This is a genomic window from Bacillus sp. FSL M8-0256 (assembly GCF_038005765.1).
GTDB classification, from domain to species: domain Bacteria; phylum Bacillota; class Bacilli; order Bacillales; family Bacillaceae; genus Bacillus; species Bacillus safensis.
Window position 1 is genome coordinate 2,616,807 of record NZ_JBBOTU010000001.1, and the last position, 15,158, is coordinate 2,631,964.

General features: G+C 41.6%; 13 protein-coding genes and 1 other annotated feature. Of the genes, 2 read left to right on the top strand and 11 right to left on the bottom strand.

From position 1 onward, the window contains the following. Nucleotides 1–149 precede the first annotated feature (149 nt). From NSQ76_RS13500 to NSQ76_RS13510, 3 genes are all read right to left on the bottom strand, one after another. Entirely contained in the window at nt 150–380 is a 231-nt protein-coding gene (locus NSQ76_RS13500) for a DUF3951 domain-containing protein (protein WP_377939556.1), read from the bottom strand. A 362-nt stretch (nt 381–742) separates the two neighbouring features. Beyond that, entirely contained in the window at nt 743–2,047 is a 1,305-nt protein-coding gene (locus NSQ76_RS13505; protein ID WP_034621133.1) for a bifunctional folylpolyglutamate synthase/dihydrofolate synthase, read from the bottom strand. A gap of 65 nt (nt 2,048–2,112) precedes the next feature. Beyond that, complete coding sequence (locus NSQ76_RS13510; protein WP_025092445.1) at nt 2,113–4,755, bottom strand: valine--tRNA ligase; 2,643 nt, start codon at nt 4,753–4,755, stop codon at nt 2,113–2,115. A gap of 60 nt (nt 4,756–4,815) precedes the next feature. After that, nucleotides 4,816–5,045: a binding site (T-box leader), on the bottom strand. A gap of 168 nt (nt 5,046–5,213) precedes the next feature. Between NSQ76_RS13510 and NSQ76_RS13515 the strand changes: the two genes are divergently transcribed. Further along, on the top strand, nt 5,214–5,402 hold the full coding sequence (locus tag NSQ76_RS13515) for a hypothetical protein (protein WP_003216497.1): 189 nt from the start codon (nt 5,214–5,216) through the stop codon (nt 5,400–5,402). A 51-nt stretch (nt 5,403–5,453) separates the two neighbouring features. Here NSQ76_RS13515 and ysxE read toward each other — a convergent pair whose 3' ends face one another. From ysxE to hemA, 8 genes are all read right to left on the bottom strand, one after another. Beyond that, on the bottom strand, nt 5,454–6,485 hold the full coding sequence (gene ysxE, locus NSQ76_RS13520) for a spore coat protein YsxE (RefSeq protein ID WP_034621137.1): 1,032 nt from the start codon (nt 6,483–6,485) through the stop codon (nt 5,454–5,456). A 37-nt stretch (nt 6,486–6,522) separates the two neighbouring features. Beyond that, on the bottom strand, nt 6,523–7,845 hold the full coding sequence (locus NSQ76_RS13525) for a LysM peptidoglycan-binding domain-containing protein (RefSeq protein WP_034621140.1): 1,323 nt from the start codon (nt 7,843–7,845) through the stop codon (nt 6,523–6,525). Between the two features lie 136 nt (nt 7,846–7,981). Next, a complete protein-coding gene (gene hemL / locus NSQ76_RS13530) occupies nt 7,982–9,274 on the bottom strand; it encodes a glutamate-1-semialdehyde 2,1-aminomutase (RefSeq protein WP_024427834.1) in 1,293 nt (430 codons plus the stop codon). A 27-nt stretch (nt 9,275–9,301) separates the two neighbouring features. Next, on the bottom strand, nt 9,302–10,270 hold the full coding sequence (gene hemB, locus NSQ76_RS13535; protein WP_029706177.1) for a porphobilinogen synthase: 969 nt from the start codon (nt 10,268–10,270) through the stop codon (nt 9,302–9,304). Continuing rightward, complete coding sequence (locus tag NSQ76_RS13540; RefSeq protein ID WP_025092448.1) at nt 10,270–11,061, bottom strand: uroporphyrinogen-III synthase; 792 nt, start codon at nt 11,059–11,061, stop codon at nt 10,270–10,272. The genes hemB and NSQ76_RS13540 overlap by 1 nt, the downstream gene beginning before the upstream one ends. Continuing rightward, nucleotides 11,058–11,990 (bottom strand): hydroxymethylbilane synthase, encoded by a 933-nt coding sequence (gene hemC / locus NSQ76_RS13545; RefSeq protein ID WP_025092449.1) that lies wholly within the window; start codon nt 11,988–11,990, stop codon nt 11,058–11,060. Before hemC ends, NSQ76_RS13540 begins: the two co-directional genes overlap by 4 nt. Nucleotides 11,991–12,027: 37 nt before the next feature. Further along, complete coding sequence (locus NSQ76_RS13550) at nt 12,028–12,858, bottom strand: cytochrome c biogenesis protein (protein ID WP_025092450.1); 831 nt, start codon at nt 12,856–12,858, stop codon at nt 12,028–12,030. 7 nt (nt 12,859–12,865) lie between these two features. Further along, on the bottom strand, nt 12,866–14,233 hold the full coding sequence (hemA, locus tag NSQ76_RS13555) for a glutamyl-tRNA reductase (protein WP_024427831.1): 1,368 nt from the start codon (nt 14,231–14,233) through the stop codon (nt 12,866–12,868). 242 nt (nt 14,234–14,475) lie between these two features. Here hemA and NSQ76_RS13560 point away from each other — a divergent pair, with 242 nt between their 5' ends. Continuing rightward, the gene (locus tag NSQ76_RS13560) at nt 14,476–14,961 is read left to right on the top strand and encodes a hypothetical protein (RefSeq protein ID WP_034279808.1); all 486 of its coding nucleotides are present in this window, start codon (nt 14,476–14,478) and stop codon (nt 14,959–14,961) included. Nucleotides 14,962–15,158 lie beyond the last annotated feature (197 nt).

A 15,158-nucleotide genomic window follows, 5' to 3' on the forward strand; every position in this document is an offset into this window, starting at 1 on the left:
TCTTTTGCTTACCTTAAAATACGATTTCGGATATCTTGTATAAGCAATTATTTTTACGCTCGTTTTGTAAGAAGAGCACTAAAATTAACACCATATATTATCTCAACTACACTTCCATTACTATTAAATAATAATTTATTTAATAGTGTCTAGAATCTTTTTCCATTATTTTTATCCTTATCATTACCTTGATCGTCTTCGTTCTGTTCTTCATTTTGCTCTTCATGAAATTCAATACTGGTGTTTCCAGTAATATTGTCAAAGGGAGTATAGTAAACACCTATGCTTTTCCTTAAAATAATTCGTTTAAAAAGGATGACAACTATTAAAACAACTATTAATAACATAAAAGAAAGAAGTACTCCACTGATAATAAACAAGTTATTCCTCCTTTCAGGTGAAAATTGAGGGAAAGCGTTTTAAAAATTAAATTACAATCTGTTAATTTAGAAATTAATACTACGCGATGCACCTTTTTATCCATTGTACTATACAGTTACATTAAACCCAAAATAATCCATTCCAAAAAGCAGCAGTCATTACTTGAAGTGAAATTGATTAAAAATATCTCATAAACCATCATAGAGAGAATAAGAAAGGATGAGCATCGAATAAAATATGTTCACTCCATATAGAATTCCTTCCCGTCATCAACGCTGCAACTTGAGTACCTAGTAAACCCGCTCTTTTACATTTCAAAAGAAAAAGACGCACATTGCATAAAAGCAATTGCGTCTTTTGATTATCTTAAAATACGATTTCTTATATCTGAAATAAAATAAAGAGAGCCAGTCACAAGAATCACCGCTGAAGGATCATCACTTTTTTTCTGAATGAACTCAAGCACTGTACGAGGGTCATCATCATACGACTTTGCGTCTAAATGACTGCATACATAAAGCTTTTCAGCTGATTCGGCTCTTGGAAAATCAAATGAAACAAAATGGATAGAAGAACTTACAGCTTCAAGCTTTTGAATCATTTTCTTGTACGGCTTATCTTTTAAAGCACTAAAACAAATATGCACCTGTTTACTAGAAAAATGAGCTTGTACGGTTTCAATTAAACGGTCGATCCCTTCTTCATTATGTGCGCCGTCTAAATACACTGGAGGATGATCTTTGACCTTTTCAAACCTCCCCGCCCAAACTGCCTGCCGAATGCCTTCATATATTTGCTCTTCTGTCACGCTAATATAGCCTTCTTGCTCCAGCCATTCAATGAGTAAAACAGCAAGGGAAGCATTTTGCCTTTGATGCGTTCCAATTAATCCTGTTTCAAGCTGAGGATACTGCCTTTTTGATGTGCGTAACGTGAAACGTTCACCTGTTTCTGTCGGCTGCTGCTCATCAAAACTGCAAGTATCTTGTAAGGAAATACATTCGGCATTCTTTTCTTTTGCTGTGTTTTGAATGACAGCAAGAGCTTCAGGCTGGTGAACTGCCGTGATCATCGGAATACCCTCTTTGATAATGCCCGCTTTTTCAGCTGCAATTTGTTCAAGTGTGTCACCTAAAATGGCCATATGATCATGACCAATCGACGTAATCGCTGTTAAGATAGGCACAGCAATATTTGTAGAATCAAGCCTTCCGCCAAGCCCTGTTTCCAAGAGGACAAAGTCTACTTGGTGCACATGAGCAAAATAAGCAAATGCACATGCTGTAATGATTTCAAATTCTGTTGCTGCGCCAAGCTCTGTTTGATCTAATTCATCAACAAAAGGCTTGATTTCATTCACCAAACTCAGCCATTCTTCATCCTCTATAGGCACTCCGTTCACGCTGATTCTTTCATTGAACGTTAGTATAAATGGGGAGGTGAAAGTTCCAACTGAATAGCCGGCTGCCTGTAAAACAGAACGCGTAAACGCAATGGTTGATCCTTTACCATTTGTACCTGCAACATGTACTGCTTTTATGCTTTGTTCCGGATTTCCTAGTCTGTTCATCAGCCATTTCATCCGTTCTAGACCCGGTTTTACGCCAAAGGCCAGTCTGCTGTGAATCCACTCAATCGCTTCATGATAGGTTGTAAACAATGTCATCTCTCATTTCATACGAAATTTTCAAAAAAGACGACTCCATTTCATTAGGAGCCGTCTTTTTAATCTTATGCTTTCAGCTCTTCAATACGCTTTTGAACAGCTTCGCGTTTTGCGACATAATCACGTTCTTTCGCACGCTCTTCTTCTACGACACTTTCAGGCGCTTTTTTCATAAAGCCTTCATTGCCAAGCTTTTTCTGTACTCGTTCCACTTCTTTTGTCAGCTTATCAAGCTCTTTTTGCAGACGAGCAATTTCTTCATCTAAGTTGATTAAGCCTTCAAGCGGCAAAATGAGTTCTGCTCCAGAAATAACAGCCGTCATCGCTTTATCACTAGCTGGGACATCTGTGCCAATTTCAAGAACACTTGGGTTCGTGAAGCGCTCAATATATGAACGATTTTTCTCTAAACGTTCCTGAACATCAGACGTAGATGCTTTAATGTAAAGCTCCACTTGTTTGCTCATTGGCGTGTTCACTTCACTGCGAATGTTACGAACAGAACGAATGAGTTCAACAAGCAGCTTCATATCAGCAGAAGCTTGTTCGTTGGAAAGCTCCGGCTTCACTTCAGGCCATGCCGCTACAGTAATAGACTCACCTTCATGCGGTAGATGCTGCCAGATTTCTTCTGTTAAGAACGGCATAAACGGATGTAATAGTCTCATTGTTTGATCTAATACATACGCAAGGATCGAACGAGTCGTTTTCTTCGCTGCTTCGTCTTCACCATAAAGCGGAAGTTTCGCCATTTCAATGTACCAATCACAGAAATCATCCCAAATGAAGTTGTATAAATGTCTGCCCACTTCACCGAATTCATACTTGTCAGCAAGCTGTGTGACACTTTCAATTGTTTCATTTAAGCGTGTTAAAATCCATTGATCAGCAACTGATTTTTCTCCTGATAAATCAAGCTCATCGTACGTTAAACCATCCATATTCATTAAAGCAAAACGGGATGCGTTCCAAATTTTGTTCGCAAAGTTCCAAGTGGATTCAACCTTTTCAAAGCTAAAACGAAGATCCTGACCTGGTGAGCTTCCAGTCGCTAAGAAATATCTTAATGAATCCGCACCGTATTTGTCGATGACCTCCATTGGATCAATTCCGTTGCCGAGCGACTTACTCATTTTACGTCCTTGTTCGTCGCGGATGAGCCCATGAATGAGGACATCTTTGAACGGTTTTTCTCCTGTGAATTCAAGACCTTGGAAGATCATGCGGGATACCCAGAAGAAAATGATGTCATAGCCTGTTACAAGCAGATTGGTTGGGTAGTAGCGCTTGAAGTCTTCACTGTCTGCATCCGGCCAGCCCATTGTAGAAAACGGCCACAGCGCTGAACTAAACCATGTATCAAGTACATCGTTATCCTGTTCCCAGTTCTCAATATCTTCTGGCGCTTCAAGTCCAACGTATACTTCTTTCGTTTCTTTATGATACCAAGCTGGAATGCGGTGTCCCCACCATAGCTGACGAGAAATACACCAGTCACGGATATTTTCCATCCAATGTAAATATGTCTTTTCAAATCGGTCTGGAACAAATTGAACTTGGTCGTCCCCTTTTTGCAGATGAATGGCTTCGTCTGCCAGCGGCTGCATTTTCACAAACCATTGTGTCGATAAATACGGTTCAACGACAGCTCCACTTCGCTCACTATGACCAACTGAATGCATGTGGTCTTCAATTTTGAACAAAATGCCTTCCTCTTGTAAATCCTTGACAAGCTGTTTTCGGCATTCGAAGCGGTCCATTCCTTTGTATTGCAGGGCATTCGCATTCATTGTGCCATCTTCATTCATGACAAGAATACGCTCTAACCCATGGCGGTTTCCAAGCTCAAAGTCATTCGGGTCATGAGCAGGTGTAATTTTCACAGCACCTGAACCAAACTCCATATCAACATAGTCATCACCGACGATTGGGATCTCACGGCCTGTAATTGGTAAAACCACTGTTTTTCCAATCAAATGCTGATAGCGTTCGTCATCAGGGTGTACGGCTACGGCTGTATCTCCCAGCATTGTTTCAGGTCTTGTTGTTGCAATTTCAATTGAACCTGTTCCATCTGAAAGCGGATATCTCAAGTGATAAAACGCACCTTGAACATCCTTATAAATCACTTCAATATCAGAAAGTGCCGTTTTCGTTGCTGGATCCCAGTTAATGATGTACTCTCCGCGATAAATAAGCCCTTTTTCATACAATTGAACAAACACTTGGCGAACGGCTTTATTCAGACCTTCATCTAAAGTAAAACGTTCACGGGAGTAATCGAGGCCAAGTCCCATTTTCGCCCACTGGCTGCGAATAAAATCTGCATATTCTTCTTTCCACTTCCACGTTTCTTCCACAAATTTCTCCCGGCCAAGGTCATACCGGCTTACGCCTTCTTCGCGAAGCTTTGCCTCGACTTTTGCTTGAGTCGCAATACCGGCATGGTCCATACCTGGAAGCCAAAGAACGTCATAGCCCTGCATCCGTTTCATACGTGTCACGATGTCTTGGAGTGTAGAATCCCATGCATGCCCAAGGTGCAGTTTTCCTGTCACGTTTGGTGGAGGAATGACGACTGTATATGGATCTTTCGTTTTGTCATTTTGTGCTTCGAAGAATTTCCCTTCAAGCCAGTACGTATAGCGGTCTTTTTCAATCGCATTTGGATCGTACTTTGTTGGCATTTCTTGATTATTTGTTCCCATTTGTGTAACCTCCACATTTTTTCGGCTGATGAAACATAAAAAAAAGCCTTTCCATCCTTATAAAAGGACGAAAAAGCTTTTTCGCGGTACCACCTTTTTTCATGAGACACATACACGTGTCCCATACACTCTAAAGGATAACGGGGTTCTCCCGAATTTCTCTACTTGTTCATTCAAGAAATTAAGCTCACAGGCGACCTTCCAAACAAGTACATCCTAGGAAACCTTTCAGCTCTTGGCTTCCCTCTCTTTAGGGTCTTGCTCGTACTCTTCCTGATCCACGCTTATGATATATCACGTTCATCAGCACATACTCATCTTTTATTAATATTACTAAATGCCTTTTGTTTTCGTCAATCATCTTTTCCGCTTTTCTTCTTCTTTATACAAATTGGGCAGGCACCCTTCGCCCTTTTGCCCATATGATAATAACAAAATGAAGAAGGAGGGCGTTTGATTTGAAGAAGATCAATCCTTACACACTTCCCCCCTGGCTGAGACAAATTCGGGCAGTTGCTTCCCAAGTCGTTCTCCCGATTGCTATATTTCAAGGATTTCGTACGATCATTTTCCCTACGACATTTGACGTCCTCATTCTAGGTATTCTTATTTTTCTCGCCTGTGCCTTTCATCTTGATTGGTTTTAAAAACTCATCATTATGTACCTGCCCATATAAAGCCAACGCAGTATAACCTCGTCATTCCGCCGATGACGAGGCACTTTGTTCTTCTTCAAGCCGTCTAGCCTGCTCAATTTCGTGAATTTTCATGACGGTCGGCTCAGAATTTTTCATCTGCCAATACGCTCTTAACAGCTGCTGGCAGCTTTCCATTTCATCCTGCCCGCCTGCTTCATAGGCTTTTACTGTATCAAACAGCCCTTGCGGATAAGCGAGGTAGCTTAGGAACAAATGCAGTTCTTCCTCCCGAAGAGGATTTCCTTTTTGATACGTATAAAACAAAGAAGTACATTCAGGACAAGACGTAGGATAGGTTTTGAAAGTCCGAAAGTAAAAGGTCAGAAGATCATAAATGGGGGAGGCTTTTTTAGACCGCTCGAAATTGGTGAAATGTCCTGTCCCTACATCATTATACAAAAAGTGATGGATCGATAGCTGCCCATGATTTAGCACAACACGCGTTGTCTCTTTGTCTTTCATTTCTTCATGCCAATCTTCTAAACGTTCAAGCGCAAATTCACTGGCAGACATCGCCTCTGAAAAATACATAGCAGCGGCCAGCTCAAATGGCGACATATACCACGTTTGTTCTGCCCGCTCTATGAATCGTTCATACATGTCTTTCTCTGTTTCCCATTTGGTCTTGATTTGTGTGTAATGTGCTTCTATCTCTTGCTCTGTGATATCCATCATGACTTCAGTCCGCTTATGAAGTCTTGCAATCTCTTGAAATAAATATTCGTGCTTATCGTCCTGCTCTTCTCTCTTTTCATTCGTCAGCCACGGCATCAGATAGTATGCATACTGGCTTTCTCGATGACTTGAGAAAAAGGAACCGCTCGTTGTCCGATAAATCGGCACAAAGGAGCGATAGCCCTTTGATTCTAGTTCAAGCATTTGTTCTGTAAATTGCATATGCCGGCTGGCTTTTACTCGCTTTAGAGCAAATACACCCTGCTTTGTATATACCTTGATGACAGCAGGACTGACAGGTTCAATATATTCAGCCTCAAGTCCGTATTCATATAAGACAGATTGGATTTCATCCACGTTCACTCACCACATTTTCTCGGTCAGTCATCGCTTGCTATGCATTGCTTTTTTGATATTCAGGAATATAAAGAATCTGCCCTTCCTCAAGCTCCGCATCAATCGATAATGAGTTTGTGCGAAGAAGCTGCTGCACATTCAACTGATATCTCTCACAAATACGATCGACCGTATCTTCTTGCTGAACTATACATATTTTCATGCGGGAAAAATCTTCCTCCTCCTGCTTAGCGAACAGCTTTGTTAAATAAAGAGAGTTCTCACTGCCAGACGTTTCTCTCACGTCTTCTTCAAGCTCCTCTTCTTCTTGAGCTGACTCATATATTTTAGGTGCTTCCCGTTCATATAACCGCCCGAGCTGATATTCATCATCGTGCGCCTCATGCTCAGGCTCCACTTGATCAGCAGGTGATTCAAAAGCCGGATACGACTGTACCGTTTCTTCCTGCTCTTCAGCAGCTTCCGGATCCTTTCTTACTTCCACTTCAAAGAACGGCTCTTCCCGCTCCTCTTCTTCTAATAGCTTTGGCGGTTCAAAAAATGGTGGTTCCTGCACCTGAGCTTCAGGGATGGATCGATAACCAAGCGCCACAGCTTCTTCTTGATTATTCGGCTGTTCCGGCTGTTCTGGCTCTTCAGCTTCTTCTAATTCTTCAGGTTCGTCGGACGCTTCCTCTACTTCCCTGTTCACCAATTCTATCTCAATTTCTTCTTCCTCTTCTTCTTGTACTTCCTGCACTTCCTGTTCCTCTTGCTCCGCGCGCGTGTCATGTTGGAATACAGGCTGATTCTCATCATGCTCACGTTCTTCGTCTTGCAGCTCTTCTTGTTCTTCATGTTCCGGCTGCAACTGATAATCGTAGGCCATATCGCCATAATCCACTTCAGGACGATGGACAAATTCATACGGCTCCTCTACAGGCGCTTGAGGCGTTTCCTCGTCTAACAAGCCCTCAATGGCTAAATCAGCCTGAATGGTGAGCAAACGATTCTCTGTCAGCTGGTAATCAAACGCATCAATAAACACAAACACATCATTTAAATGACTAATTTTGTTCTTCGGAATGGTGATATCGACTGGAAATTGATGCAAAAGCTCCGCCGTTCCGTCTTCTCTGACCTTTACCTCATCTGCTTCCCTGTATGTTGGAAAGGAACTCAATTCACCCAATAGCTCCTCTTGATTTATGTTGTATTCTCCTGTTAGCTCGAGTGAACCTCTAATAGAAACATAATCATTCACTTCTTGAACGAGAATGTCAGGGTCGAGAGAAATTGACAGCAGCTCACTGACTTCCTGTCCGCTTTTGAAATAAATGGATTCTTCTACCGAAAACTGTAATCGATTGTTTTGAGACAAGTCGGTGTCCTCCTTTCATCTAATCCTTAAAAAATAAAATTAGATGTCAATACAGTTGTATGAGGGAGGAAGTGAAAATATGATTGGTTTTCTCTAATGCAAAAAAGCCGATATGTCTCCATATCGGCCTTTTGTTTTATCGACGTAGTTTTTGAAAAACCTTTTCCACTGTCTCAATCGTATATTCGATGTCTTCATCTGTATGAGCTGTTGACAGGAATAGTCCTTCAAATTGAGAAGGCGGGAGGAAGATGCCGTGATCGGCCATTTCCTTGTAAAATTCAGCGAATAAAGCAAGATCAGCTGTTTTCGCTTTGTCATAATTGATCACTTCTTCATTTGTAAAGAAGAATCCGATCATGGAACCCGCACGGTTAAATGTTAATGGAATTCCGTATGCTTTTGCCGCTTTCGAAATGCCTTCTTCTAAACGGTCACCTTTTCGTTTAAATTCTTCATAAGACTCAGGTGTCAGCTGTTTTAGGGTTTCTAAGCCTGCTGTCATCGCAAGAGGGTTACCAGATAACGTTCCTGCTTGATATATTGGACCGCTTGGCGCAATTTGTCTCATAATATCCGCTCTTCCGCCATAAGCACCGACCGGAAGACCGCCGCCAATCACTTTACCAAGGCACGTCAGATCAGGTGTGATGCCAAAATAGCCTTGCGCGCAGTGATAATCCACACGGAAGCCTGTCATGACCTCATCAAAAATAAGCAATGATCCGTATTGCTCCGTGATGTCTCTTAGTCCTTGCAAGAAACCTTCTTGCGGAGGGACAACCCCCATATTTCCTGCGACCGGCTCTACAATAACACCAGCGATATCATCTCCGAATTCTTGAAAAGCAACTTGAATACTTTCTAAATCATTGTACGGTACTGTGATTGTGTTACTTGCAGTCCCTTCAGGAACACCAGGACTATCCGGCAGTCCAAGCGTTGCTACTCCAGAACCAGCTTTAATGAGCAAAGAATCACCGTGGCCATGATAGCAGCCTTCAAATTTCACAATTTTATTTCTACCTGTAAAACCACGAGCTAGACGAAGTGCACTCATCGTCGCCTCTGTACCAGAGCTGACCATGCGAATAACTTCGATGGAAGGAACCCGTTCTGATACAAGTTTAGCTAATTCATTTTCAACTAACGTAGAAGCACCGAAGCTTGTCCCATTTTCCGCTACTCGCTGAATGCTTTCAACGACACGATCATTCGTATGTCCTAAAATAAGCGGTCCCCATGATAAGACATAATCGATGTATTCATTTCCATCAATATCATAGATCTTGGCGCCTTTGCCTCGTTCCATAAAAATCGGGTCTGTGTTGACTGATTTAAATGCACGCACAGGGCTGTTGACACCACCAGGCATTAATTGCTGTGCTTCTTCAAATGCTTGCTTTGATTTTTCATAGCTACGTCCCATTTCAACGTCCTCCTGTCTATCCGTTCTTTATTCTGAGAGCCATTTTGCTGCATCTTTTGCATGATACGTAATGATGAGTTCTGCTCCTGCACGTTTCATGCTTGTCAGCATTTCAAGAACAAGCTCTTTTTCAGAAATCCAGCCATTTTGAGCGGCGGCTTTCACCATCGCATACTCTCCGCTCACATTATAAGCAACAACAGGGAGTGTAAATTCATTTTTCACATCACGCATAATGTCTAAGTAAGAAAGAGATGGTTTGACAATCAAGAAGTCAGCTCCCTCTTCTACATCAGATTGCGCTTCTCTCAGAGCCTCTAAACGGTTTGCAGGGTCCATTTGATATGTTTTACGATCTCCAAACTGCGGTGTACTATGTGCCGCATCACGAAACGGACCGTAAAAAGCACTTGCATATTTCACCGCATATGACATGACAGGTACATGAATAAAGCCTGCTTCATCAAGTGCCTCACGAATGGCAACAACAAATCCGTCCATCATATTTGAAGGCGCGATGATATCTGCACCTGCACGCGCTTGGCTGACAGCAGTTTTCGCTAATAGCTGAAGAGATTCATCATTTAAAATTTCTCCATCTTCAACGATTCCGCAGTGTCCGTGATCTGTATATTGGCATAAGCAAGTGTCTGCAATGACCACGAGCTCTGGGAAATGCTTTTTGATTTCAAGCGTTGCTCTTTGAACAATGCCATGATCGTGATACGCCTCACTGCCTACATGATCTTTATGATCCGGCACACCAAATACAATGATCGATTTGATGCCAAGATCAACAAGCTCTTGGACTTCTTCTTTCACGAGGTCTACAGAAATGTGATATACACCAGGCATTGAAGAGACTTCTTTTCGGACATTTTCTCCCTCTACAAAAAAGATCGGGTAAATGAAATCAGATGGTCTTAAAAAGGTTTCTCTGACTAATTCTCTCATTCCTGCGCTTGTCCGCAATCTGCGGTGTCTGTTAAATTTCATCAATGGTTCAACTTCCTTTCAGATAAACGGCACATTAAATCAAGCATTCCGTCTATCGTATAAGTATCTGGGGTTTCAGAAGAAATCCCGTATTGAAGCAGTGCCTCTTTTGTCAGAGGACCGATCGTCACAAAACAGGTGTCAGATGCAGCAAGCTTCGCTGCGTCTTGTTCCATCACATGCATAAAAGAATGAACAGTGGATGAGCTAGTAAATGTAATAAAATCAAATGATTGCTTCGTCATTGCCGATTTAAGAGCAGCAATTCCTTCCTCATCCTTGACTGTTTCATATAAAATCCATTCTTTTACCTCTATGCCGAGCGGAATGAGGGTTTCTTTCACCACATCTCGTGACAGATGCCCTTTTGCTACAAACACACGCTCTCCTGGGCGTACATGGTCAAGTAATGCATCTGCCAGTTCCTCCGCTATAAATCGTTCTGGCACCACATCCACCTTCAAGCCGTGCTGCTCAAGATAGGCAGAAGTTTTCTCTCCTACAGCAGCCACTTTCAAATGGGTTAAGCTCTTATGTAAATGATGGTCTTTTATGTAATTCAGAAAAAAAGACGCACCATTCACACTCGTAAAAACAAGCCATTGGCTATTTTGTAAGTCCTTTAAAAAGGCCTGCGCTTTTTCTTTTGTGAGCGTAGCCTCAAACCGAATAAGAGAGGTTAAAACCGCATGACCGTTCAGCGCTTCGATCTTTTGCTGAAACACGCCCGCTTGACGTTCATTTCGAGTGACAAGCACCGTCTGTCCGTGAAGCGATTTGCCTATGCTCATTGAGACAGATCCTTTTTCACCTTGTCGATCAAATCCTTTGCTCCCTTATCGGCCATCTGCTTCGCACACGCTGTTCCAATGGCTTCAGGGTCAGTGCCTGTGACGGTTTCTCGAATAATCGTGTGCCCATCAGCAGATGCAACAAGACCTGTTAGTTCAATTTCATGATGCTCATTCATCGTTGCATAGCCAGCGATCGGCACCTGACAGCTTCCATCCATTTGTTTGAGGAAAGCTCTTTCTGCAAGGACCGTTTTCTTCGTATATTCATTCGTAAATTGAGCAAGAAGCTTAAGCAGTTCTTCATCATCCCCGCGGCACTCAATCGATAGCGCGCCTTGTCCAACGGCAGGAAGGCAAGTCTCAGGAGATAAAAATTCCGACACGACCTCTTTGCTCCATCCCATTCTGGACAGACCGGCAGCCGCTAGAATAATGGCATCATACTCTTCATTTTTCAGCTTTTCCAATCTCGTATCAATGTTTCCTCGAATCCATTTAATCTCAAGATCTGGTCTTTCCTGAAGAAGCTGGGCGCTGCGCCGTAAGCTGCTTGTTCCTACAATTGCGCCCTTAGGCAGTTCGCTGAGACTTAGATGATCCTTCGAAATAAGTGCATCCCGCACATCTTCACGCTCAGGAATACAGCCAATAACTAAACCTTCTGGAAGAGCAGCCGGCATATCCTTCATGCTGTGCACCGCCATATCGATATCATGATTCAGCATCGCCTGCTCGATCTCTTTAACAAACAGTCCTTTTCCGCCAACCTTAGATAAAGTCACATCTAAAATTTGATCACCCTTTGTCACAATTTCTTTTATTTCAAAAGAATAAGAAGGGTTTAGTTCAGACAGCTTTTGAATGACCCATTTTGTTTGTGTAATTGCCAGCTTACTTCGTCTAGAACCTACTTTAATTGTACGCAATACGTCTTCCTCCCGACAATGCCTTTAAGACTCATCATTATTGAAACCAATGAAAGGTTGATAAGCTACCAAGCAGAAAATAATTGATCATCAGCACAAGAAATGAAGCGACATTCCAAAATGCCACGATTTTGCCCTGCATATTTCTCACCAATCTGATATATAAGTAAAAGCCGTATAAAAACAGCATAATAAACGAACCAAGCACCTTTGCATCTGTCCAGTACAACGTATCATACGAAATATATGCCCATATGATGCCAAGAATTAAACTAAGCAAGAGCATAGGCACACCAATAATGTTTAATACGTACGCCATATGATCCAGCTTTGATAAGTCTTCAATTCTCAGAAGCCATTTTCCCCATTTTTTCTTTTTCAGCAAACGATATTGAAAGAGATAAAGCAGTGAAAACGCAAATGAAAGTGAAAAGGCACCGTAGGATAAAATCGCCATCGTAATATGAATCACGAGCAGTTCACTCGTCAGCTTCCCCGTTAGTTCTGCTGAATGGAGATCAGATGGTGTAAAGGTGTGAATCGCCATCATGGAAAAACCGATCACATTTGTAAAAAAGACAATAAATTCAACGCGCAATACCTTTGTGAGCACAAGAGACAGTGTCACAAGCACCCACGTATAAAAATATAACCCCTCTGCTACATTCAACACAGGGAATCGGTCTGTTTCCATCATAATATAGAACATGTAGACTGTTTGCAGCAGCCAGACAATAGAAAGCAACCAGAAAGCCATTTTTCCAGCCTTCCGGTTGTGTTGAAGAAAATCTATGAAATAGAACAAGACACTTAGTGCATAGATTAAGATCGTTGCTTCATTGAGTCTCGCTACAATGGATTCCATCATCGCTTAATCACTCACTGGCAACTGTAGCAAAGCCTTGCGCCATATTTGGTTTGAAAAGCTGAAATGATCCTTGCTCCACCTGCATCGGCTCAACCTTTTGCTCTTCATCTTCAACCTGTAAATCAAAGATTTCTTTAAAGAGTAAAAGCTTTTCCTCTGCATTCGGCTCCGCGGCAATTTCTTTTGCCTTTAAGATAGGATCTTTCAACATTTGGTTGATGATGCTTTTTGTATGTTTATTTAACAGCTTCATTTCACGGTTTGTGAGGTTTGGAAGCTTCCGCTCAATACTCTGCATCGTATCGGCTTGAATTGTGAGTGCTTTTTCTCTAAGTGCAGAAATAACCGGAACAACACCTAACGTATTCAGCCATTGCTTAAATTCCACAATTTCTGCTTCAATCAGAAGCTCAACCTGCTCAGCCACTGCACGGCGTTCTTTTAAGTTGGCAGCCACGATGCCTTCAAGGTCATCAATGTCATACAAAAAAGCACCTTCTACTTCAGAAATAGCTGGATCTAAATCACGGGGTACAGCAATATCCACCATAAATAGAGGTCTGCCCTTCCGCTTTTTATTCGCACTTTCGACCATTTCTTTTGTAATGACAAATTGTTTCGCTCCCGTTGAGCTGATTAAAATGTCCGCTTCGGATAATGTTTTTTCTAATTGGTTTAAGCTCTTAGGCTCTCCTGAAAAACGACCCGCCAATTCCTTTGCCTTCTCAAACGTTCGGTTAATGACCGTTACTTGGCCAATTCCTTGACCTTGAAGGTTTTGAGCCGCCAGTTCGCCCATTTTGCCCGCACCAAGAATCAGGACATGCTTATCAGAAAGACGTCCAAAGATTTTTTTGGCAAGCTCAACAGCTGCATAGCTGACAGATACGGCATTAGACGCAATATCCGTTTCCGCATGAGAGCGCTTTGCAACGGTTACCGCCTGTTTAAATAAATAATTGAAAACGGTACCAATGGTCTTCTCCTCTTGGGCTACTTTAAAGCTGGAACGTACTTGACCGAGTATTTGCGTTTCACCAATGACCATGGAATCAAGTCCACAAGCCACACGGAATAAATGCTCAACCGCTCCATCGTTTTCATAAAACTTCAAATATGGAGAGACATCTTCCTTTTCTAAACCGAACCAATCGGCTAAAAATCTTTTTATATAAAACCGTCCAGTATGAAGCTGATCTACTACTGCGTAGATCTCTGTTCGATTACATGTTGAGATGACGATATTCTCTAGAATGCTTTTTTCTTCTTTAAGCTTGGACATCGCTGTTCCGAGCTCACTCGGTTCAAAGCTCAGCTGTTCCCGTATCTCAACAGGGGCTGTTTTATAATCTAAACCCACAACAAGAATATGCATAACTTCAGCTTGCACCCCCAACGCCCTGTCTAATTTATAATAATTACAATATAGAATTTATTATTTATAATGATTATAACATATATTCATTTTTAACTGGATAAAAATTGTGAACAGATTTCAAAAATGTTGTGATATAGTAGAAAAATGTTCGACACCAATTATGCCATATCATCACTTCAAGCAATTTACCAGATTTGGCGCGTGCGGACAAATGATCTGCTTAAAAGAAGGTGACATCTTTGAAGAAGAAATCCATTTTGCTGCCGCTCACTTTATTGGCTGTAGCGCTATATGCCATTCTCTCAGGAGGTCAATTTGACATTTGGAAGGATCAAGAGAAATGGTATACACTTGTACTGCTTTTTGGCCTCGCGTTCTTATATCAAGGAAAAAAGGAGCAAGAAAGCGCTCATGTGTTTATCGGTATGCTCATGACAGGCCTTTCGCTACACTTTATTCTACAGCCTAAATTGGACCACTGGCCTGACACATTTACAATGATTGTGTTCATCGTAGGACTTGCACTCTTTGTGAAATCATCTCAGAAAAAAGAATATCGAATTGAAAGTGTTGTGCTGATCGCACTCGGTTTGTTCCTTTATTTCTTTCAGCAAATTACAAAACAGCTAAGTTCCCTTTCGATCCCTACTTCCGGCTTTGAATTGTACTGGCCTTATGTACTGATTGCTGTCAGTCTCCTCTTATTATTTTTAAAAAGGAAATAACTTATACTTATAAAACAACAAGCGGCTGTTTGTTAAATTTTTGAAACACACCTAAAGATAAGAAAAATATGCAGTATTATTAATGATAATCGACAATAACCGCCTTATCTGCAATTGCTTGTTTAGCACCATTTTTGCAGGTAAGACGGTTTTGTTTTCCTATCCATGTATCAATTTTCAACAAAATGATAGAAGTG